Source organism: Streptomyces sp. NPDC018045 (assembly GCF_044327445.1).
In the GTDB taxonomy this organism is placed as follows: domain Bacteria; phylum Actinomycetota; class Actinomycetes; order Streptomycetales; family Streptomycetaceae; genus Streptomyces.
Window position 1 is genome coordinate 191,096 of record NZ_JBIRFL010000003.1, and the last position, 19,818, is coordinate 210,913.

Here is a 19,818-nt window from a genome sequence, read left to right on the forward strand (position 1 = left end):
CCCGTACCGGTCCGATACGATATTGACGTTCCGTAGAACAAAACCTCACTCACCGTAGCGACTTGGGAGCAGCCGGCAATGGCTCGACACCTCATCACCAGCGCCCTTCCGTACATCAACGGGATCAAGCACCTGGGCAACATGGTGGGGTCCATGCTCCCGGCCGACGTGTACGGACGGTATCTGCGCCAGCGCGGCCACGAGGTGCTCTACATCTGCGCGACGGACGAGCACGGCACGCCCGCCGAGCTGGCGGCCAAGGACGCGGGGCTGCCCGTCGACGCGTACTGCGCCGAGCAGCACGACGCGCAGAAGGCGATCTACGACGGCTTCCACCTGCGGTTCGACCACTTCGGGCGCAGCTCGTCGCAGCAGAACGTGGAGCTGACCCAGCACTTCGCGCGCAAGCTGCACGAGAACGGCTTCATCGAGGAGCGGGCCATCCGGCAGGTCTACTCGATCGCCGACGAGCGCTTCCTGCCGGACCGCTACATCGTCGGTACCTGCCCGCACTGCGGCTACGACAAGGCCCGCGGCGACCAGTGCGAGAACTGCACCCGCGTGCTGGACCCGACCGACCTGATCGACGCGCGTTCGGCGATCAGCGGCAGCAGCGAGCTGGAGGTGCGGGAGACCAAGCACCTCTTCCTGCTCCAGTCCAAGCTTCAGGGCGAGGTCGAGCAGTGGATCGACGACAGCAGTGAGGACTGGCCGACGCTGGCGTCGTCCATCGCGCGCAAGTGGCTGACCGAGGGCCTCCAGGACCGGGCGATCACCCGTGACCTGGAGTGGGGCGTTCCGGTGCCGGCCGATGTGTGGCCGGAGCTGGCCGCCGAGGGCAAGGTCTTCTACGTCTGGTTCGACGCGCCGATCGAGTACATCGCCGCGACGAAGGAGTGGGCGGACGCCGACCCGGCCAACCGCGACTGGAAGTCGTGGTGGTACGAGGCCGACGACGTGCGCTACACGGAGTTCATGGCCAAGGACAACGTCCCGTTCCACTCGGTGATGTTCCCGGCCACCGAGCTGGGCACCCGCGAGCCGTGGAAGAAGGTCGACTTCCTCAAGGCGTTCAACTGGCTGACGTACTACGGCGGCAAGTTCTCCACCTCGCAGCAGCGCGGCATCTTCACCGACGCGGCGCTGGAGCTGCTGCCCGCCGACTACTGGCGCTACTTCCTGATCGCCAACGCGCCGGAGTCCGACGACACGTCCTTCACCTGGGAGCTGTTCTCGTCGTCGGTGAACAAGGACCTGGCGGACACGCTGGGCAACTTCGTCAACCGGGTGCTGTCCTTCTCGCGCAAGCGCTTCGGTGACGAGGTGCCGGCGGGCGCGGCGGCCGGAGAGGCCGAGCGCAAGCTGGGCGAGCAGGTCGCCGAGCTGCTGGCGGAGTACGAGGGTCACATGGAGGCCCTCCAGTTCCGCAAGGCGGCGGCGGCCCTGCGGGCGCTGTGGAGCGCCGGCAACTCCTACCTGGAGGAGAAGGCGCCCTGGCTGGAGATCAAGACCGACCAGGAAGCGGCGGCGCTGACGCTGCGTACGGCGATGAACCTGATCCACCTGTACGCGATCGTCTCCGAGCCGTTCATCCCGGCGGCCGCGAAGGCCATGCGCGGCGCGTTCGCGCTGGCCGACGACACGGCGGCGTGGGTCACGGCGGACGAGGCCCGCACGCTGGCCTCGGTCCCGGCCGGTACGGCGTTCACGGTGCCGCCGGTGCTCTTCGCGAAGATCACGGAGGACGACCTGGAGGCGTACCGGGAGCGGTTCGGCGCGGCCGAGTAGGGCGCAGACGACGTCACGAGGGGCCCGGACCGGTCGGTCCGGGCCCCTCGCCGTTACGGTGCGTCAGTGCGCCCAGCCCTTCAGCGGCTCGGTGTCCAGGTCGATGCCCACCGGGTCCGGCAAGGCCTTCTCCCCGATTTTCCCGTTGATCCGTTCCAACCGCAGCGCCTCGTCCACGCGCACACCGAGGCGAGCCAGCTCCTCGAACTGCTCCTGGCTCAGGACACTCGCGTGCTCTTCGACGACGCCCACATCGGTCTCCTCCGGGATCGGTGGTGCCTTCCACCGTACGTCTTCCCGATACACCGCGACCGGATTCTCCGCGAGTTGCGTCCCGCCCGGAGCGTGGCGTGCGAAAGGGCCCGTGATCATCGGATCACGGGCCCATCACACGTACGAATGAACTACTTGACCTGCGGCTTCCGGATCGACAGGTGCAGTTCCTTCAGCCGCGCCTCCTCGACCTCGGTCGGGGCGCCCATGAGCAGGTCCTGGGCGTTGCCGTTGAGGGGGAAGGCGATGGTCTCGCGGATGTTGGGCTCGTCGGCGAGGAGCATGACGATGCGGTCGACGCCGGGGGCGATGCCGCCGTGCGGCGGGGCGCCGAACTTGAAGGCGCGGAGCATGCCGCCGAACTCGGCCTCGACGGTCTCCTTCGAGTAACCGGCGATCTCGAAGGCCTTGTACATGACCTCCGGCTCGTGGTTGCGGATGGCGCCGGAGGACAGCTCGACGCCGTTGCAGACGATGTCGTACTGCCAGGCGAGGACGTCCAGCGGGTCCTTGGTCTCCAGCGCCTCCAGGCCGCCCTGGGGCATGGAGAACGGGTTGTGGGAGAACTCGATCTTTCCGGTGTCCTCGTCCTTCTCGAACATCGGGAAGTCGACGATCCAGCAGAAGCGGAACTCGTCCTCGACGAAGTGGCCGGTGCGCTTGGCCGCCTCGACGCGGACCGCGCCCATGATCTTGGAGACCTCGTCGAACTCGCCGGCGCCGAAGAAGACGGCCGAGCCCGGCTTCAGGTCCAGGGCCTCGACCAGCGCCTTGACGTCGTCCTCGGTGAGGAACTTGGCGATCGGGCCGGTGAGCGCGTTCGACTCGCCGACGCGGACCCAGGCCAGGCCCTTCGCGCCCTGCTGGACGGCGAAGTCACCCATCTGGTCGAAGAACTTGCGCGGCTGGTCGGCGGTGTCCGGCACGGCCAGGGCGCGGACGTGCTTGCCGGCGAACGCCTTGAAGCCGGAGCCGGCGAAGACCGACGAGACGTCGACCAGCTCCAGCTCGGCGCGGAGGTCCGGCTTGTCGGAGCCGTACTTGAGCATCGACTCGCGGAACGGGATCCGCGGGAACGGCGAGGTGACCGTGCGGCCGCCGCCGAACTCGGTGAACAGCTCGGTCATGAGCTGCTCGATCGGGCCGAAGACGTCCTCCTGCTCGACGAAGCTCATCTCGACGTCGAGCTGGTAGAACTCGCCCGGCGAGCGGTCCGCGCGGGCGTCCTCGTCGCGGAAGCAGGGCGCGATCTGGAAGTAGCGGTCGAAGCCCGCGATCATCAGCAACTGCTTGAACTGCTGCGGGGCCTGCGGCAGCGCGTAGAACCGGCCGGCGTGCAGACGGGACGGGACGAGGAAGTCGCGGGCGCCCTCGGGGGAGGTCGCGGACAGGATCGGCGTCGCCATCTCGTTGAAGCCGAGGGCGGTCATCTTGTGCCGGATGGCGGAGATGACGGCGGTGCGCAGCATCAGGTTGCGGTGCATGCGCTCGCGGCGCAGGTCCAGGAAGCGGTATTCGAGGCGCTTCTCCTCGTTGACCCCGTCCTCGGCGTTGATCGTGAAGGGGATCTGCTCGGCGGCGCCCAGCACCTCGACGGCGGTGACCTCGACCTCGATCTCGCCGGTGGGCAGGTCGGGGTTGACGTTGTCCGCGCCGCGCGCGCTGACCCTGCCGTCGATCCGGACGACGGACTCCTTGGTCAGCGAGCCGAGCGCCTCGTTGGCCGGGGTGCCGGGGCGGGCGACGAGCTGGACCAGACCGTAGTGGTCGCGCAGATCGATGAAGAGGATGCCGCCCAGGTCACGTCGATTGTGCAGCCAGCCGCTGAGGCGGACGTCGGTGTCGACGTCCGCGGCTCGGAGCTCGCCACAGTTATGGGACCGGTACCGATGCATCGCTCATCCAAGTCGTCGCAAGTTGAGATGTGACAGTTTCCGCTCAAGGTTACCGGTCACCCCACGGCCATTGTTTGTCATATCCGCGTCATGCAGGCCATGGGATGATGGTCATGCCCGCCGCGCTGGTCGGGCCCCCTCAAACCCACATAAAGTGATGCAATGCGCACCAAGGACCTCCTGGCCGCCACCGCGACCGGCCTGTGGCGCTGGGACAACGTCTCGGGACAGGTGACCCTCGACGCCGAGACCGCCCGGCTGCTGGGGCTGCCCGCGGAACCCACCGAGCTGTCCGAGGCGGCCATGCGCTCCCGCCTCCACCCCGGTGACTTCGCCGAGGTCACCGGCATCGTCAACCTCTCCGTCACCGAGAGCAGCATCGCCGAGGCCCGGCTGCGCGTCATGGACAACGAGGGCCGGGTACTGCGCACCGTCCGCACCCGCTCCCGCGCCTTCCTGCGCAGCGACACCGACCACACGGACTACGAGCTGGTCGGCACCGTCCAGGAGATCTTCGAGACGCAGCCCGGCACCGCCTCCCCGCACGCCCCGGCCGCCGGCGACTGGCGCCGCTCCCGCGAGGCGTTCCTGCTGGACGCGGGCCGCGCGCTCGCCGAGGCGCACTCCACCACCGAGGTGCTGCGCGTCGCCGCCGGCCTGTCCATGCCCGGTTTCAGCCCGGACGGCCTGGCGGTCTTCGCCATCGAGGGCGACCGGATCTCCGTCATCGGCCACCACGGGCACCGGCAGGGCGACACCACCCCCTTCGCCGACATGCCGCTGGACACCGACTACCCGGCCGCCGAGGTGGTGCGCACCGGCCGCGCCGTCTACCTGCCCTCCCCCGAGGACTACCGCCGCCGCTACCCCGCCACCTGGCCGGTGGCCGCCGCCTTCCACCGCGAGTCCTGGGCCTTCCTGCCCCTGGTCAGCGCGGGCCGTACGATCGGCGCCTGGATGGCGGCCTTCGGCACGCCGGTCGCCTTCACCCCCGACGAGCGCTCGGTGCTCACCACCGTCGCCCGGATGCTCGCCCAGGCGCTGGCCCGCGCCGGCGACCAGGAGTCGCGGCGCGAGCTGACCGACGGCCTCCAGCGCAGCATGATGCCGACGGTGCAGCCGGACATCCCCGGGATGACGGTGGCGGCGCGGTACGTGCCGACCGGAGGCGGCCTGGAGGTCGGCGGCGACTGGTACGACATGATCACGCTGCCCTCCGGCCGGATCGCGCTGGTCATCGGCGACGTACAGGGTCATGACGTACGGGCCGCTGGCCTGATGGGACAGCTCCGGATCGCCCTGCGCGCCTACGCCTCGGAGGGCCACCACCCCGACGCGGTGCTCTCCCGCGCCTCCCGCTTCCTGTCCGGCATCAACGACACCGAGTTCGGCGGCGAGGACCCGCGCTTCGCCACCTGCCTCTACATCGAGGTGGACCCGGCGACCGGCCTGCTGGACATCGCGCGGGCCGGGCACCCCGACCCCACCATCCGGATGGCCGACGGGACCGTACTCGTCCGGCCCACCGCGGGCGGCCTGCCGCTGGGCATCGTGCCGGACACCGACTACCCCACCACCCGGCTCGTCCTGGAGCCCGGCGAGACGATGCTGGTCTGCACGGACGGGCTGATCGAGACCGGCGGGCACGACCTGGAGTCGGGCTGGGCCCGGCTGCGGCACGTCATCGAGACGTACGGGGCCGAGGACCCGGCCGGGGAGGCCACGGACGTCGTCGCCCCGACACTGGAGGACGCGGCGGGTCTGGAGAAGCTCGCCGACGCCCTCGTCCAGGCCGTGCACGGCCCGCCCTCGTACCACACCACCGGCCCGTTCATGGATCGTCGCGAGGACGACATAGCGATGCTGCTGCTGTGCCGCGAGGGCGGCAGTTGCGGGGTCGGCACCGGTGGCGCGGCGGCGCACCAGCCCGTCCGCCGTACGGTGCTGACCGTCAAGCAGGCCGAGCCGGAGCGGATAGCGGAGGCCCGTAACCAGGTCCGTGACGTGCTGCACGACTGGTCCGACGAGGACCAGGTCGACTCGGCCGTCCTGATGGTCTCCGAGATGGTCACCAACGTGCTGATGCACACGGACGGCGACGCGCTGCTGGTCGCGGAGATCACCGGCCGCAAGGGCAGCCGCCGCATCCGGGTCGACGTCGCCGACAGCAGCGACGAGCTGCCGCACCGCCGCACCCCGGGCGAGCTGGCGTCCTCGGGGCGCGGCCTGGTGCTGATGGAGCTGCTGGCGGGTGCGTGGGGCGTGGATCCGCGCGGCGACGGCAAGTCGACGTGGTTCGAGCTCTACGAGGACGCGGCGGGCGGCGCCGAGCCTTCGCTGACGGACCTGGCCGCCGTCTCCGGCGACTCGGTGCCCGAGCCCGCGGCGTAGTGCCGGCGCAGCTCCGAGAGCACACCGAAGGCGGCCGCGGTCAGCGGCACGGACAGCAGCATCCCCATGACCCCGGCGACGCTGGCGCCCGCGGTGATCGCGAGCATCACGATCGCCGGGTGCATCTGGACCGTACGGCTCTGCACGATCGGCTGGAGGATGTGGCCCTCCAGGAAGAACACCACCAGGACGATGCCCAGCGTCCAGAGCGCGATGGCCGGGCCGCGGTCGTCGGCGAACGCGACCAGGACGGCCACCGAACCGGACAGGAACGAGCCCAGGTACGGGATGTAGGCGCCCACGAAGACCAGCGCGCCCAGGCCGAAGGCACCGGGCACCTGGAGGACCAGCAGGCCGACGGTGATGCCGATGGCGTCGATCAGCGCGATCAGTGTCGTTCCGCGCATGAAGCCCTCGATGGCCTGGAAGCCGCGGCGGGCCATCTGCTCCAGGCCCGGCGCCGAGTCGCCGGGGGCCCAGTCGTGCAGGGCCCGGACGGCCTTGTCGGAGTCGCGCAGGAAGAAGAACGTCAGGAACAGGGCGAGTACGGAGGCGGCGAGGGCGGCCGCCACGACACCGACGCCCTCCAGGAGGCCGGAGGCCGCGGTGCCGCCGAACTTCCCTATGAAGGGCTTGGCGTTGGAGACGATGTCGTCCAGTGAGGTACCGGCGGCGCCGAAGTGCCGGGACACCTCCTTGGTGGCGTCCTTGAGCGAGGCGATGATCTGGTCGCCGGTGTCGATCAGCGCGCTGACGACGATGTACCCGGCGCCGCCGACCACCACGACCAGCAGCGCGCAGGTCAGCCCGGCGGCCAGCGACCGGTTGAGTTTCATCGCCACCAGCCGCCGGTAGACCGGCCCGAGCAGCGCGCTGCCGAGCAGGGCCAGCAGGGCGGGGGTGACGGCGGCGCTCAGGGTCACGCACAGCCAGACGCCGACGGCCGCCACGGCGGCGACGAGCAGGCCCACGCCGCACCAGGCCGCGGCGCGGCGGGCGGCGGCCGGGAGGAGCGGCTGACGGTCCGGGGATCTCAGATCGTTTCGCACCCTGCCAGTGGATCACGGAGCCGCCCGCGGGTGGCGGCATTCCGCCGCGAGCGGATGCGACCCGGGCCGGTACGGGCCGCATCCGGCCCGTACCCGCCGTCCGGCTCAGCGCTCCTCGGCCGGCACCGTCCCCAGCCGTCCGGCCTGGAAGTCCTCGAAGGCCTGGGCCAGTTCGGCGTGGGTGTTCATGACGAACGGGCCGTAGTGCATCATCGGCTCGCGGATCGGCTGCCCGCCGAGCAGCACGACCTCCAGGTTGGGGCTGCGGGACTCCTGCGCGGCGTCCGCCCGGAGGGTGAGCGAGTCGCCGCCGGGGCCGAACACGACGGCCTGTCCGGTGCGGAACGGCCGCCCGAGCGGGCCCGCGGTGCCGCGTCCGGCCAGCCCGTACGCCAGCGCATTGAAGTCCGAACGCCACGGGATGGTCACCTCGGCACCGGGGTTGACCGAGACGTGCATCATCGTGATCGGCGTGTGGGTGATGCCCGGCCCCTCGTGGCCGTCGATGTCGCCCGCGATCAGCCGCAGCAGCGCGCCGCCGTCCGCCGAGGTCAGCAGTCTGACCTGGCCGCCGCCGATGTCCTGGTAGCGCGGCGCCATCATCTTGTCCTTCTTGGGGAGGTTCACCCAGAGCTGGAGGCCGTGGAAGAGCCCGCCGGTCATGACCAGCTCCTCCGGCGGCGCCTCGATGTGCAGCAGGCCGGAGCCCGCCGTCATCCACTGGGTGTCACCGTCGTTGATGACACCGCCGCCACCGTGCGAGTCACGGTGGATGAAGGTCCCGTCGATCAGGTACGTAACGGTCTCGAAGCCGCGGTGGGGGTGCCAGGGGGTGCCCTTGGGCTCGCCCGGCGCGTACTCCACCTCACCCATCTGATCCATCATGATGAACGGATCCAGGTACGTGTAGTCGATGCCGGCGAAGGCACGGCGTACCGGGAAGCCCTCCCCCTCGAAACCGCCGGGTGCGGTGGACACCGCGAGCACGGCGCGCGGCCGGGCGTCGGCGGGCGCCGCCACACGCGGCAGGGTCAGCGGGTTCTCTACGGTCACTGCGGGCATGACGGCCTCCTCGGTCGTTCGTCTTTCAACTTAGTTGAACTCTGAACAACCTGCAAGGCGTCGCCCGTTCCCACCGGGCTCCCGGCACGGAAAGAGCAGGTGGGGAGGGGTTGGGAGGTGGGGAGGGGAGGGGTGGGGAGGAGTGCGGGGATGCCTGGAGAGGCACGACCGGGTCCGTACGGGCTACGCGGCCAGGAAAAGGCCGATGGCCAAGGAGAAGTGCGACCGGCCGCGGGCCGGGACGGGCGCGCGGCAGGCACCGGACGGCGCGAGCGCGTACGAGAAGGACTCCGGCACCGGCGTCGCCCGCGGCACGGCGGCCGGATGCGCCTCAGAGCGCGGCGGCACCGCCGGGCGGATACGCCAAAGAGCGCGGCGGCACCGCCGGGCGCCGCCGCCGTGCGGTCGTCAGCCGTACATCCGGCGCATCGCGAAGTCGACCATCTGCTCCACCGACTTGGCGTCGAAGACCATGCGGTGGTCGCCCTCCATGTCCAGGACGAAGCCGTAGCCGGTGGGGAGCAGGTCCAGGACCTCGGCGCCGGTGATCACGAAGTACTTGGACTCCTTGCCCGCGTACCGGCGCAGCTCCTTGAGCGAGGTGAACATCGGGATGACCGGCTGCTGGGTGTTGTGCAGCGCCAGGAACCCGGGGTTGTCGCCGCGCGGGCAGTAGACCTTGGAGGTGGAGAAGATGCCCTGGAAGTCCTCCGCCGACATCGAGCCGGTGGTGAAGGCCCGGACCGCGTCGGCGAGGGAGGGCGGGGACGGCTCGGGGTAGAGCGGCTGCTCGCCGTAGCCGCCGGGGGCCGGGTGCTGCGGCGGGGGCGCACCGTACTGCTGCTGCCCGGCGCCCGCGTTCTGGTCGTAGCCGTACATGCGGCACAGCGTACTGAGTCGGCGCGGCCGGTACGCCGCTACGTTGGAACAGCTCCGAGCCCGCCCGACCGACCGAGGCCCTGCACCGATGACTCCACGCGACCGCCCGAAGCCGCGCATCACCCGCGGCGGCGTACTGCTCACCCTCGCCGCCGTGAGCGCCTGCGGGCTGATGCTCTACGGCGCCTTCCAGCTCAGGCAGGCGGGGGCCGCCTGGTCCCTGACGTACGAGGCCGTCTCCACGGGCGGCCCGCCGCACGCCGACGAGGTGCGCTACCTGCGCACGGCGGACGGCGACCGGCGCGAGGAACGGACCGGCGGGACACGGCTGCCCTGGCGCCGGACGGTGGTCGTGGACGCCGGCGAGGAGGCGCGGGTGGAGGTGCGGCCGGCCGGGAACGGCACGGCCTCCTGCCGGATCCTGCTCGACGGCGAGCGTCAGGTCGCGGCGGGGCGGTCCCCGGGGCCCGGCGAGCCCGCCGAGTGCCGGGTGATCACCAGCGACGCGCCGCAGAAGTGGCCGCAGGAGCCGCGGTAGGGGCGTGCGGCGGGCGGTCGGCCGGGCCGTGCGGCCCCTCGGGCCCCGCGACGGCGGGCCCCGCGGCCCCCGATGTGTACGGCAGGGGCCCTGGCGGCGCTCAGGGACGCTCGTCACAGATGGGCGGTCAGGGGTTGCTTCTTATTACCGACGGGTAGCATCATCGTAGCTACTTGCTGGTATTGCGTTTGAGGTCCCTCGCTTCCAAGCGCTGGGTCTCCTCCCGAACCTTACGGAGCCGTACCCATGGGCCACTACAAGTCGAATCTCCGCGACATCGAGTTCAACCTCTTCGAGGTGCTCGGCCGCGACAGCGTGTACGGCACCGGACCGTTCGCGGAGATGGACGTCGACACCGCCAAGAGTGTGCTGAGCGAGATCGCCCGGCTCTCCGAGAACGAGCTGGCCGACTCCTTCGCCGACACCGACCGCAACCCGCCGGTCTTCGACCCGGACACCAACACCGCGCCGGTGCCCGACACCTTCAAGAAGAGCTACCAGGCGTACATGGACGCCGAGTGGTGGCGCCTGGGCATCCCGGAGGAGATCGGCGGCACCACCGCGCCGCGCTCCCTGCTGTGGGCCTTCGCCGAGACCATCCTGGGCGCCAACCCGGCGATCTGGATGTACGCCTCCGGCCCGGCCTTCGCGGGTGTGCTGCACGACGAGGGCACCGAGGAGCAGCACAAGATCGCGCAGCTCATGGTGGACCGGCAGTGGGGCTCCACCATGGTGCTGACCGAGCCCGACGCGGGTTCGGACGTCGGCGCCGGCCGCACCAAGGCCACCCAGCAGGCGGACGGCACCTGGCACATCGAGGGCGTCAAGCGCTTCATCACCTCCGGTGAGCACGACATGTCCGAGAACATCGTGCACTTCGTGCTGGCCCGCCCCGAGGGCGCGGGCCCCGGCACCAAGGGCCTGTCGCTGTTCATCGTGCCGAAGTACGACTTCGACCCGGAGACCGGCGAGCTGGGCGAGCGCAACGGCGTCTACGCCACCAACGTCGAGCACAAGATGGGCCTGAAGGCCTCCAACACCTGCGAGATGACCTTCGGCGCCAACCACCCGGCCAAGGGCTGGCTGCTGGGCGAGAAGCACGACGGCATCCGCCAGATGTTCAAGATCATCGAGTTCGCGCGGATGATGGTCGGCACGAAGGCCATCGCCACCCTCTCCACCGGCTACCTCAACGCCCTGGAGTACGCCAAGGAGCGCGTGCAGGGCCCGGACCTGGCCGCCTTCACCGACAAGACCGCGCCGCGCGTCACCATCACCCACCACCCCGACGTCCGCCGCGCGCTGATGACGCAGAAGGCGTACGCCGAGGGCATGCGCGCCCTGGTGCTCTACACCGCGACCGTTCAGGACGAGATCATCGCCAAGGAGGCCGCGGGCGAGGACGCCTCCGCCGCGACCCGCCTGAACGACCTGCTGCTGCCGATCGTCAAGGGCTACGGCTCGGAGAAGTCCTACGAGCAGCTCGCCCAGTCGCTCCAGACCTTCGGCGGCTCCGGCTACCTCCAGGAGTACCCGGTCGAGCAGTACATCCGCGACGCCAAGATCGACACCCTCTACGAGGGCACCACCGCCATCCAGGGCCAGGACTTCTTCTTCCGGAAGATCGTCCGGGACCAGGGCCAGGCGATGACCGCGCTCTCCGAGGAGATCAAGAAGTTCCTCGCGGAGGCCGTCGGCGGCGAGGCGCTGGAGACGGCCCGCGGCGAGCTGGCGAAGGCCGCCGCCGACCTGGAGGCGATCGTCGGCGCGATGCTGACCGACCTCGCGGCGACCGAGAAGGACGTGAAGTCCATCTACAAGGTGGGGCTGAACACCACCCGCCTGCTGATGGCCTCCGGCGACGTCGTCATCGGCTACCTGCTCCTGAAGGGCGCCGCGGTCGCGAGCGAGAAGCTGGCGGGCGCCTCCAGCAAGGACAAGCCGTTCTACGAGGGCAAGATCGCGGCGGCGAAGTTCTTCGCGCACAACGTGCTGCCCGGCGTGTCCGTGCAGCGTGGCCTGGCCGAGACCGTCGACCAGTCGCTGATGGAGCTGGACGAGGCCGCGTTCTGAGGTGACCCGAGGGACGTGGCGCGCTCTGCGGGCGTTCTAAGGACGGTTTAAGCCCCGTCCGAAAAATACGGTGCACGGGACGCTCTCACAGCGTTCTCAGACAAGCGCGCCAGACTGGCGTTGCCCGCCTCCCATCCCCCGGGGAGGCGGGCATCGTCGTCCCGGGGAAGCGGCCCCCGGCGCCGGGTACCGGGGCTCGGGGCGGCTCCCGGTCGTCCCGTACGGTGCGGGGTCCGTCTCGCACCGTGCCCGAACGCCGGCCGCGCGACTGCCCGAAAGGGCAGTGAGGTTCCCATACCGTGATGCATGGGGACGCCTATACCAGGGAAGGGCACCCGCTACTCCTTATGCTGAAACCATGAGCCATTCCGCCCGCTTCGACCGCGGCCACACCGACGACCTGATGTCCTTCCTCGCCGCCGCCCCCTCGCCGTACCACGCGGTGGCCAACGCGGCCGAGCGGCTGGAGAAAGCGGGTTTCCGGCAGGTGGCGGAGACCGACGCCTGGGACGGGGAGAGCGGCGGCAAGTACGTGCTGCGCGGCGGGGCGATCATTGCCTGGTACGTACCGGAGGGCGCCACCGCCGCCACTCCGTACCGCATCGTCGGCGCCCACACCGACTCGCCCAATCTGCGCGTCAAGCCCATCCCGGACACCGGTCACCGCGGCTGGCGGCAGGTCGCCGTCGAGGTCTACGGCGGCACCCTGCTCAACACCTGGCTCGACCGCGACCTGGGCCTCAGCGGCCGCGTCACGCTGCGCGACGGCAGCACCCGGCTGGTCAACATCGACCGCGCGCTGATGCGGGTACCGCAGCTCGCCGTGCATCTGGACCGCTCGGTCAACGCCGACGGCCTCAAGCTCGACAAGCAGCGCCACATGACACCGATCTGGGGCCTGGGCGAGGTCCGCGAGGGCGACCTGGTCGCTTTCGTCGAGGAGGAGATCGGGCTGCCCGCGGGCGACATACGCGGCTGGGACCTGATGCTCCACAGCATCGAGCCGCCCGCCTACCTCGGCCGCGACCGCGAGCTGGTGGCCGGGCCGCGGATGGACAACCTGCTGTCCGTGCACGCCGGTACGGCCGCGCTGGCGGCGGTCGCCACCTCCGGCGAGGAGCCGCCGCACATCCCGGTGCTCGCCGCCTTCGACCACGAGGAGAACGGCAGCCAGTCCGACACCGGCGCCGACGGCCCGCTGCTCGGTACGGTGCTGGAACGTTCGGTCTTCGCCCGCGGCGGCGCCTACGAGGACCGTGCCCGCGCCTTCGCCGGCACCGTCTGCCTCTCCTCCGACACCGGCCACGCCCTGCACCCCAACTACACCGAGCGGCACGACCCGGGCCACCACCCGATGCCCAACGGCGGCCCGATCCTGAAGGTCAACGTCAACCAGCGCTACGCCACCGACGGCAGCGGCCGCGCCGTCTTCGCGGCCGCCTGCGAGCGGGCCGACGTGCCGTGGCAGTCCTTCGTCTCGAACAACGCGATGCCCTGCGGCACCACCATCGGGCCCATCACGGCCGCCCGGCACGGAATCAGCACGGTCGACATCGGTGTTGCCATCCTGTCGATGCACTCGGCGCGCGAGCTGTGCGGCAGCGAGGACCCGCACCTGCTGGCCGGCGCCCTGACGGCCTTCCTGGAGGGCTGAGTTGGACTTCTCCCTGCTGGGCCCGATATCCGTCACCACCGGCTCCGGTGAGCTGACGCTCGGGCCCGCCAAGCGGCGCAGTGTGCTGGCGCTGCTGCTGCTCCAGCCCAACACCACCGTCCCTCTAGAGCAGTTGATCGACTCCCTCTGGGAGGACGAACCACCCGAACACGCCCGTACGGTCGTCCAGGGCCATGTCTCGCGGCTGCGCGCGACGCTGGCCGAGGGCGGCGCCGACGCGTACGGCATCGAACTGGCCACCCACGGCTCGGCATACCTGCTGCGCCTGCCCGAGGAGCTGATCGACGCCCACCGTTTCGCCGAACTCGTCGCGCTGGCCCGCCCCGAGGCGGCCCCCGGCGACGCGGTGCCGCTGCTGCGCGAGGCGCTCGGCCTGTGGCGCGGCCCCGCGCTCACCGGCACCGTCACCAGCCCGCCGTTCGCCGCCGCCGCGCACGCCCTGGAGGAGCAGCGGCTGGCGGCCACCGAGGCGCTGGCCCGGGCACACGGCGCGCTCGGCGAGCACGAACAGGCCGCGGCGATCCTCTACACGGCCGCGGTCAACAACCCGCTGCGGGAGGGGATGGTCGCCGAGCTGATCCGCGCGCTGTTCCGTACCGGGCGGCAGTCGGACGCGATGGAGTGGTTCCACCGGACGCGGCGCCTGCTCGACGAGGAACTGGGCGTCGGGCCCGGGGCGCGGCTGAAGGGCGCGTACGAGGAGATCCTGCGCGCGGAGGAAGCGGGCGCCGGGGGGCGTGCGCGAAGCGGCGCGGCGCCCGGCGCCGGCCGGGGCGCCACGTCCGCTCCGGCGGGCGGCGCGGGACAGACAGCAGGGGGCGCGAGGCCGGTGCCGGGTGGCGCGGCGCCGGTGGCGGGCACTTCCGCCGACCGCGCGGCCGCCGCTGACCCTCGGACAGCCGCGGATCCCCGCGTACCCGCCCAGGGCGGGCGGGGGCCCGTGGGCGGCGCGCCCGGCCGGGCCGCCGGGCCACCCGCCGTACCCCACCTGCTGCCCCGGCCGCCCGCCCGCTTCCTCGGCCGCGAGCAGCAACTCGCTGCCCTGACCGCCGTGGTGCAGTCCGCCGAGCCGGGCGAGAGCCCGCTCGCCGTCGTCACCGGCCCGGCCGGCGTGGGCAAGACCGCCTGCGCGGTCCAGTGGTCGCACGCGTACGCCGGCGCCTTCCCCGACGGCCAGCTCTTCGCCGACCTGCGCGGCTTCAACGAGGGCGCGGCGGCCGAGCCCGTCGAGATCCTGCGCGACTTCCTGCTCGCGCTCGGTACGCCCCCGGAGCGCGTGCCGACGTCCGCGCAGTCGGCCTCCGCGCTCTTCAGGTCGCTGGTGGCCGGGCGCCGCCTGCTGGTCGTCCTCGACAACGCGCAGAGTTCCGCGCAGGTGCGCCCGCTGCTGCCCGGCGGCGCGCACTGCGCGACCGTCGTCACCAGCCGCAGCCGCCTCGACGGCCTGGTCGCCACCGACTGCGCCCGGCCGGTCGCCCTCCAGGCGCTCGGCGCGGCGGAGGGCACCGCGCTGCTCGGGGCGATGCTCGGCGCGGAACGGGTCGCCGACGACCCGGACGCCGCGCGGGAACTGGTCGAACTCTGCGACGGGCTGCCGCTGGCCCTGCGCGCGGCCGCCGCGCAGCTCACGGCCCGGCCGCGCTGGCGGCTGGCCCGTCTGGCCGCCGCCCTGCGTGACGAACGGCGGCGCCTGGCCCTGCTGTCCGCCGAGGACACCGGCGTCGCCGCGGCCCTGCGGATGTCCGTGGCCCGACTCTCCGCGGACGACGCGCGGCTGCTCAGCGCGCTCGCCGCGAACGCCGACGGGCACCTGAACGCGTCGGTCGCGGCGGCCCTGGCCGGCTCCGATCCGGAGGTCATCCAGGAGGGCCTGGACCGGCTCACCGAGATGCACCTGGTCGACGAGGAGTCCACCGACGTCTACACGATCAGCACCCTGACCCAGCTCTTCGCCCGCGACGAGGGGCCGGCCGGGGGGTCTGTCGAGGACTGAGGGGCGGGGGTTGGGGCGGGGGTTGGGACTGGGTCAGGGGAGTGGGACAGGGGAGTGGGGGCCGGGGCCGGGCGGGGGAGCTGGGGGCCCGGGTCCGGCAGAGGGGCTGGAGGCCCAGCAGGGGCCGGGGGCGATACGGGAACTCGGCACAGTCCGAGAAGCCAGCACCGTACGGGAACTCGGCACCGTACGGGAACTCGCCCCGGTACGAGGCGAAATGGCCGGATGGGCGCCCGGCCCCAGGCGGCTGCCCCCGCCCCTTTCTCCCCACGGCTGTTCCCTTCCCCGGGAGGGACCCCCTACCGTCTGCCCATGATCAGAAGCCGGTACCTGGCCGTGGTCGCCGCCCTCGCCTGTACGGTCCCCCTCGTCGCCACGGGGAGCGCCACGGCCCGCCCGTCAGGCCGCCCCGTGCCCTGGCAGCAGGTGGGGGACGACATCACCTCCGGGGTCAGCGGCCTCGCCGTCGTACCGGGCTCCCGTGCGGGCCGTACCGATCTCCTCGTCGCCCGCGACAACAAGAAGCCCGGCGAGAACCGGCTCGCCACCATACGTCTGCGGCCCGGCGACCGCCCCCGGGTGCGCCCGCTGGCCTGGGAGGGCGGCGAGACGCCCACCGACCTGGAGGCGCTCGACGCGGTCCCCGGCCGGCCCGGTGAGTACGTCGCCCTGGCGAGCGACGGCACGGGCTACCACCTGCGCCTGAACGCGGACCGGAGCGTGGCGCGCACCCTCGGCACCTTCACCGTCCCCGGCGCCTCGGAGGACGACGACTACGAAGGCTTCGCACTCTCCCACCAGGCGGGCCGGCTCGTCGCCGTGTGGGCCGACCGCGGCCGGGACAGCCGTCCCGCCACCCTGCGCGCCGCCCGGCTCGACCTCGCCCGCCACACCGTCTCCGCCCCGGTCGCGGCGACGTTCCGCGCGCCGTACCCCGCGGCGCACGTACGGCACGTCAGCGACCTGAAGGTCGGCGCGTCCGGCGCGCTCAGCGTCTCCTCGGCCTCGGACCCGGGCGACGACGGCCCCTTCGACTCCGCCCTCTACGACGCGGGGACGGTGTCCGCCGACCGCCGGGGCACGGTACGGCTGTCCGTACGGAAGGACCCGAAGCCTCTCGGCCGCTACGTAGGCCACAAGATAGAGGCACTGGCCTGCCTGCCGCACTCCCGGCAGGGCGTGCTCGGCACCGACGACGAGAACGCCGGCGGAGCGCTCCGTACCGTTTCCGGCGGCCCGTGCTGAAGCTCCGCCCGGCACCGCCCGCGCCGGGCGCGTTAGGGAAGCGTTAGCCAGGCGGCAGGGGAACACGTCAGGGTGGCACCGCACCATGGAGCAAACGCAGCGACCCCGGGAGACCCCATGCCGCGCCATACCGTTACGGAGGCCGCCACCGCCCGCCGCGCCCGCCACCGTGCCGGCGGGCGCAGCCGTGCCCGTACGCTGCGGGCCGCTGCCGCCGGGCTCACGGCAGTGGCCGCGCTCGGCCTGCTCAGCGCCTGCGGCGGGCAGGAGGCGCTGAAGACCAACGACGCCAAGCCGTTCCACCCGTTCGGGAAGGACTCCGGCGGCTCGGACGAGCCGCTGGGCCCGGGCATGCCCGGCGACCAGCGCACCGGCCGGGCCACCGGCGACGGCGGCCATCCGGCCTGCGGTCCCTCGAAGGTGGTGGTCGCGGCCAAGCCGCTCCCCCAGCCGCCCGGCCGCCTCCTCCTCCAGGCCACCAACACCTCCAGCGCCGCCTGCGACCTGTACGGCTTCCCGCGCCTGCCCGGCGGCAGCCCGTCCCCCGCCGGCACCCCGGACGCCAAGGGCGCACCCCGCGCACCGCTCACCCTGGCCCCGGGCGGCACCGCCTACGCCGCTCTCACGCCGTCCTCCGCCGGGCCCGCCCAAGAGGTGCGCACCCTGTCGGTCGGCTTCACCGACCACGCCGGCCACGGCATACCCGGCGCCCGCGCGCAGGTACGGCTCCCCGGCGGCGTCCGCGTCGACGGCGGCGCGCGGGTCACCTACTGGCAGCACGACGTGAACCGCGCGGTCCGGCCGTAGCGGCCCGCCTTCGGGACCACGCGATTGGTGCCACCGGCCCCGGGTACCCGGTCAACGACCGGCCCGGAACATCCAATTGCGTACGGAGGCACAACCATGGGCATCGGATGGTGCATCGGTCTACTCGCGCTGGGGGGCATCCTGACCTTCGCGGTGGACTGGCACATGGCCGGAGTCAACCTCCACCTCGTCGGCCTGATCCTGATGGCGGTCGGCATCATCGGCATCGCGGCGTACGTCAGCATCTTCAAGCGCCGCCGGATGCAGCCACCGAGCCCGGCGGCCCCGGTGGTCGAGGAGACCCACCGGATGCGCTACGACGACTGACGGGTGCCGTGGGCACACAGCAAGGAAACGATGCGGCTCCACACCTGGACGCGCTCCCGTGGCGCCCACCCGGCCCGAACGCCACAAAATCCTTGGACACCATGGGCCCGTGGCGAGGACCGTGGGCTCCATGCGACAGGACGAGATCTGGGACGAGGACACCGCTCGGAGCTACGACACGCCCGGCACCGGCATGTTCGCACCGGAGGTGCTGGACCCGGCCGTCGACCGCCTCGCCGAACTCGCGGGCGGCGGACGGGCGCTGGAGTTCGCCGTCGGCACCGGCCGCGTCGCCGTACCCCTCGCGCAGCGCGGCGTCCCGGTCACCGGCGTCGAACTGTCCCGGCCGATGATCGACCAATTGCGTACCAAGGCGGACGAGGCCACCATTCCGGTCGTCGTCGGCGACATGGCGACCGCCTCCGCCCCCGGCCCGTTCCAGCTCGTCTATCTCGTCTTCAACACCATCTCCAACCTGCTCACCCAGGCAGAACAGGTCGCGTGCTTCCGCAACGCCGCCCGCCACCTCGCCCCGGGCGGCCGGTTCGTCATCGAGCTGGGCGTCCCGGAGCTGCGCCAACTCCCACCCGGCCGGCAGGCCGTGGTCTGGAAGACCGAGGCCGACTACATCGGCCTCGACACCTACGACCCCCTCCACCAGCACCTCGTCTCCCACCACTTCCGCTACGACCAGACCGGCCGGGCCCACCTGGCCCGCAGCCCACACCGCTACGTCTGGCCCGCCGAACTCGACCTCATGGCCCAGTTGGCCGACTTCACCCTGGAGTCCCGCCACGCCGACTGGCACGGCACCGAGTTCACCGCCGAGTCCGCCTCCCATGTCTCCGTCTACCGGCTGCCGGGGGGCTGGTAGCGAGTCGGGGGGGGAGCCTCGGCGTGGCCGACGGGTGCGTCTGAACGGGCGGATGGCTGCCGTCACTCCCACATGAGGTGGTGCCCGCCGGGGCCGACATGCAGCCGCATCCGGTCGGCCGACGGGCGTCCGTCCGCCGACCACCGCACCACACGCTCATGGATCCAGGAGAGCGTGGATTCGAGCAGCGCCATGACCACCGGGTCGTCGGCTTCCTTGGCCAGCAGTTTTGCGGAGGTGAGCGCGCTCAGGGCGAGGTCGCGCTGGCCGAAGCCGTTCGCGCACGACGCGGCGACCCGGTACGTGCTCGCCAGCACCAGAGCCAGTTGCTCGCGCTCGCCTCCTGTGGCGCTGTCATAGCGGACCTGCCCTTCCATGAGGACTTTCGAGGCGAGGCTGCTCACTCTCACCGTGTCGCTCGCCCAGTAGGCGGTCCAAGCCAGGTCGCGCGCCCTCGACAACTCATCGAGTGTGCTCGGGTCGTCGATGCCCTCCCAACTCTCCGAGCGCGCTCTCGTGGACGGAGTCAGACAGGTGACGCAGCGCTGCGCGGTCATCGCGGTTCATGCCTCGTCTCGGCACCTGCTGCCCCAATATCACCGCAACGTCCGTCTTGAGCGCGCCGGCGAGCTTGAGCAGTGAACCGACGGACAGCTCGCCACGGTCCTGCTCGGGCGGGGACGTGGAGACCGTCGCGCCCAAGGGGACGATCTGGGCGAGCATTCCCACCGCGACCGCCGCCCAGCAGGGCAGCGGCAAGAAGACGTACGCGACGATCGAGTTCAGCGGCAGCGATCCGAACGGCGCCCCGAAGGGCCCGCCGCAGCGCGTCGACCTCCGTGACGCGCCGGTGGCGGTGGGTGCCTCCCAGGTCACGTACTGGCAGAAGACGCTGAACCGGGCGGAGAGCTACACCAAGCCCCGGAGGTAGCCGGGCGCGTACGGCCCG

Annotated in this window: 18 protein-coding genes; 11 read left to right on the top strand and 7 right to left on the bottom strand. The window is 71.8% G+C overall.

All coding sequences use genetic code 11. From position 1 onward, the window contains the following. Positions 1 to 78 precede the first annotated feature (78 nt). On the top strand, positions 79 to 1,788 hold the full coding sequence (metG, locus tag ACH4EB_RS08430; protein ID WP_398346611.1) for a methionine--tRNA ligase: 1,710 nt from the start codon (positions 79 to 81) through the stop codon (positions 1,786 to 1,788). Between the two features lie 63 nt (positions 1,789 to 1,851). On the opposite strand, the gene ACH4EB_RS08435 is transcribed toward metG, so the two are convergent. Both ACH4EB_RS08435 and aspS read right to left on the bottom strand, forming a co-directional pair. Beyond that, positions 1,852 to 2,040, bottom strand: coding sequence for a hypothetical protein (locus tag ACH4EB_RS08435; RefSeq protein WP_398346612.1), 189 nt, complete (start codon positions 2,038 to 2,040; stop codon positions 1,852 to 1,854). A 152-nt stretch (positions 2,041 to 2,192) separates the two neighbouring features. Further along, positions 2,193 to 3,956, bottom strand: a complete 1,764-nt coding sequence (aspS, locus tag ACH4EB_RS08440; RefSeq protein ID WP_398346613.1) for an aspartate--tRNA ligase — start codon at positions 3,954 to 3,956, stop codon at positions 2,193 to 2,195. 162 nt (positions 3,957 to 4,118) lie between these two features. Here aspS and ACH4EB_RS08445 point away from each other — a divergent pair, with 162 nt between their 5' ends. Continuing rightward, the gene (locus ACH4EB_RS08445) at positions 4,119 to 6,347 is read left to right on the top strand and encodes a SpoIIE family protein phosphatase (RefSeq protein ID WP_398346614.1); all 2,229 of its coding nucleotides are present in this window, start codon (positions 4,119 to 4,121) and stop codon (positions 6,345 to 6,347) included. Here ACH4EB_RS08445 and ACH4EB_RS08450 read toward each other — a convergent pair. The 4 genes from ACH4EB_RS08450 to ACH4EB_RS08465 form a co-directional block, all read right to left on the bottom strand. Then, a complete protein-coding gene (locus tag ACH4EB_RS08450) occupies positions 6,260 to 7,396 on the bottom strand; it encodes an AI-2E family transporter (RefSeq protein ID WP_398346615.1) in 1,137 nt (378 codons plus the stop codon). The genes ACH4EB_RS08445 and ACH4EB_RS08450 overlap by 88 nt on opposite strands. Positions 7,397 to 7,501: 105 nt before the next feature. Continuing rightward, on the bottom strand, positions 7,502 to 8,458 hold the full coding sequence (locus ACH4EB_RS08455) for a pirin family protein (RefSeq protein WP_398346616.1): 957 nt from the start codon (positions 8,456 to 8,458) through the stop codon (positions 7,502 to 7,504). A 183-nt stretch (positions 8,459 to 8,641) separates the two neighbouring features. After that, a complete protein-coding gene (locus ACH4EB_RS08460; RefSeq protein ID WP_398346617.1) occupies positions 8,642 to 8,806 on the bottom strand; it encodes a hypothetical protein in 165 nt (54 codons plus the stop codon). A gap of 60 nt (positions 8,807 to 8,866) precedes the next feature. Beyond that, entirely contained in the window at positions 8,867 to 9,337 is a 471-nt protein-coding gene (locus ACH4EB_RS08465; RefSeq protein ID WP_003980379.1) for an SseB family protein, read from the bottom strand. Between the two features lie 88 nt (positions 9,338 to 9,425). Between ACH4EB_RS08465 and ACH4EB_RS08470 the strand changes: the two genes are divergently transcribed. From ACH4EB_RS08470 to ACH4EB_RS08505, 8 genes are all read left to right on the top strand, one after another. After that, positions 9,426 to 9,875 carry a hypothetical protein gene (locus ACH4EB_RS08470; RefSeq protein WP_398346618.1) on the top strand — a complete coding sequence of 150 codons (450 nt, stop codon included), beginning with the start codon at positions 9,426 to 9,428 and terminating at the stop codon, positions 9,873 to 9,875. Positions 9,876 to 10,121: 246 nt separating this feature from the next. Next, entirely contained in the window at positions 10,122 to 11,948 is a 1,827-nt protein-coding gene (locus tag ACH4EB_RS08475; protein WP_398346619.1) for an acyl-CoA dehydrogenase, read from the top strand. Positions 11,949 to 12,306: 358 nt separating this feature from the next. Beyond that, positions 12,307 to 13,602, top strand: a complete 1,296-nt coding sequence (locus ACH4EB_RS08480) for a M18 family aminopeptidase (protein ID WP_398346620.1) — start codon at positions 12,307 to 12,309, stop codon at positions 13,600 to 13,602. Between the two features lies 1 nt (position 13,603). Beyond that, positions 13,604 to 15,616, top strand: coding sequence for a BTAD domain-containing putative transcriptional regulator (locus ACH4EB_RS08485; protein WP_398346621.1), 2,013 nt, complete (start codon positions 13,604 to 13,606; stop codon positions 15,614 to 15,616). A 312-nt stretch (positions 15,617 to 15,928) separates the two neighbouring features. Next, positions 15,929 to 16,861: a hypothetical protein gene (locus ACH4EB_RS08490; RefSeq protein WP_398346622.1), complete on the top strand. Its 933-nt coding sequence runs from the start codon at positions 15,929 to 15,931 to the stop codon at positions 16,859 to 16,861. Positions 16,862 to 16,978: 117 nt separating this feature from the next. Continuing rightward, positions 16,979 to 17,668: a DUF4232 domain-containing protein gene (locus tag ACH4EB_RS08495; protein WP_398346624.1), complete on the top strand. Its 690-nt coding sequence runs from the start codon at positions 16,979 to 16,981 to the stop codon at positions 17,666 to 17,668. A gap of 96 nt (positions 17,669 to 17,764) precedes the next feature. Further along, entirely contained in the window at positions 17,765 to 17,995 is a 231-nt protein-coding gene (locus tag ACH4EB_RS08500) for a DUF6458 family protein (RefSeq protein WP_398346625.1), read from the top strand. A gap of 130 nt (positions 17,996 to 18,125) precedes the next feature. Further along, complete coding sequence (locus ACH4EB_RS08505; RefSeq protein ID WP_398347054.1) at positions 18,126 to 18,869, top strand: class I SAM-dependent methyltransferase; 744 nt, start codon at positions 18,126 to 18,128, stop codon at positions 18,867 to 18,869. 62 nt (positions 18,870 to 18,931) lie between these two features. On the opposite strand, the gene ACH4EB_RS08510 is transcribed toward ACH4EB_RS08505, so the two are convergent. Then, positions 18,932 to 19,273, bottom strand: coding sequence for a hypothetical protein (locus ACH4EB_RS08510; RefSeq protein ID WP_398346626.1), 342 nt, complete (start codon positions 19,271 to 19,273; stop codon positions 18,932 to 18,934). 227 nt (positions 19,274 to 19,500) lie between these two features. On the opposite strand from ACH4EB_RS08510, the gene ACH4EB_RS08515 reads away from it, so the two are divergent. Beyond that, a complete protein-coding gene (locus tag ACH4EB_RS08515; protein WP_398346627.1) occupies positions 19,501 to 19,800 on the top strand; it encodes a hypothetical protein in 300 nt (99 codons plus the stop codon). Positions 19,801 to 19,818: the final 18 nt, after the last annotated feature.

Coding starts and splice junctions, on each gene's coding strand:
- metG (WP_398346611.1), top strand. CDS start 79: ATGGCTCGACACCTCATCACCAGCGCCCTTCCGTACATCAACGGGATC.
- aspS (WP_398346613.1), bottom strand. CDS start 3,956: ATGCATCGGTACCGGTCCCATAACTGTGGCGAGCTCCGAGCCGCGGAC.
- ACH4EB_RS08445 (WP_398346614.1), top strand. CDS start 4,119: ATGCGCACCAAGGACCTCCTGGCCGCCACCGCGACCGGCCTGTGGCGC.
- ACH4EB_RS08455 (WP_398346616.1), bottom strand. CDS start 8,458: ATGCCCGCAGTGACCGTAGAGAACCCGCTGACCCTGCCGCGTGTGGCG.
- ACH4EB_RS08465 (WP_003980379.1), bottom strand. CDS start 9,337: ATGTACGGCTACGACCAGAACGCGGGCGCCGGGCAGCAGCAGTACGGT.
- ACH4EB_RS08470 (WP_398346618.1), top strand. CDS start 9,426: ATGACTCCACGCGACCGCCCGAAGCCGCGCATCACCCGCGGCGGCGTA.
- ACH4EB_RS08475 (WP_398346619.1), top strand. CDS start 10,122: ATGGGCCACTACAAGTCGAATCTCCGCGACATCGAGTTCAACCTCTTC.
- ACH4EB_RS08480 (WP_398346620.1), top strand. CDS start 12,307: ATGAGCCATTCCGCCCGCTTCGACCGCGGCCACACCGACGACCTGATG.
- ACH4EB_RS08490 (WP_398346622.1), top strand. CDS start 15,929: ATGATCAGAAGCCGGTACCTGGCCGTGGTCGCCGCCCTCGCCTGTACG.
- ACH4EB_RS08495 (WP_398346624.1), top strand. CDS start 16,979: ATGCCGCGCCATACCGTTACGGAGGCCGCCACCGCCCGCCGCGCCCGC.
- ACH4EB_RS08500 (WP_398346625.1), top strand. CDS start 17,765: ATGGGCATCGGATGGTGCATCGGTCTACTCGCGCTGGGGGGCATCCTG.
- ACH4EB_RS08505 (WP_398347054.1), top strand. CDS start 18,126: ATGCGACAGGACGAGATCTGGGACGAGGACACCGCTCGGAGCTACGAC.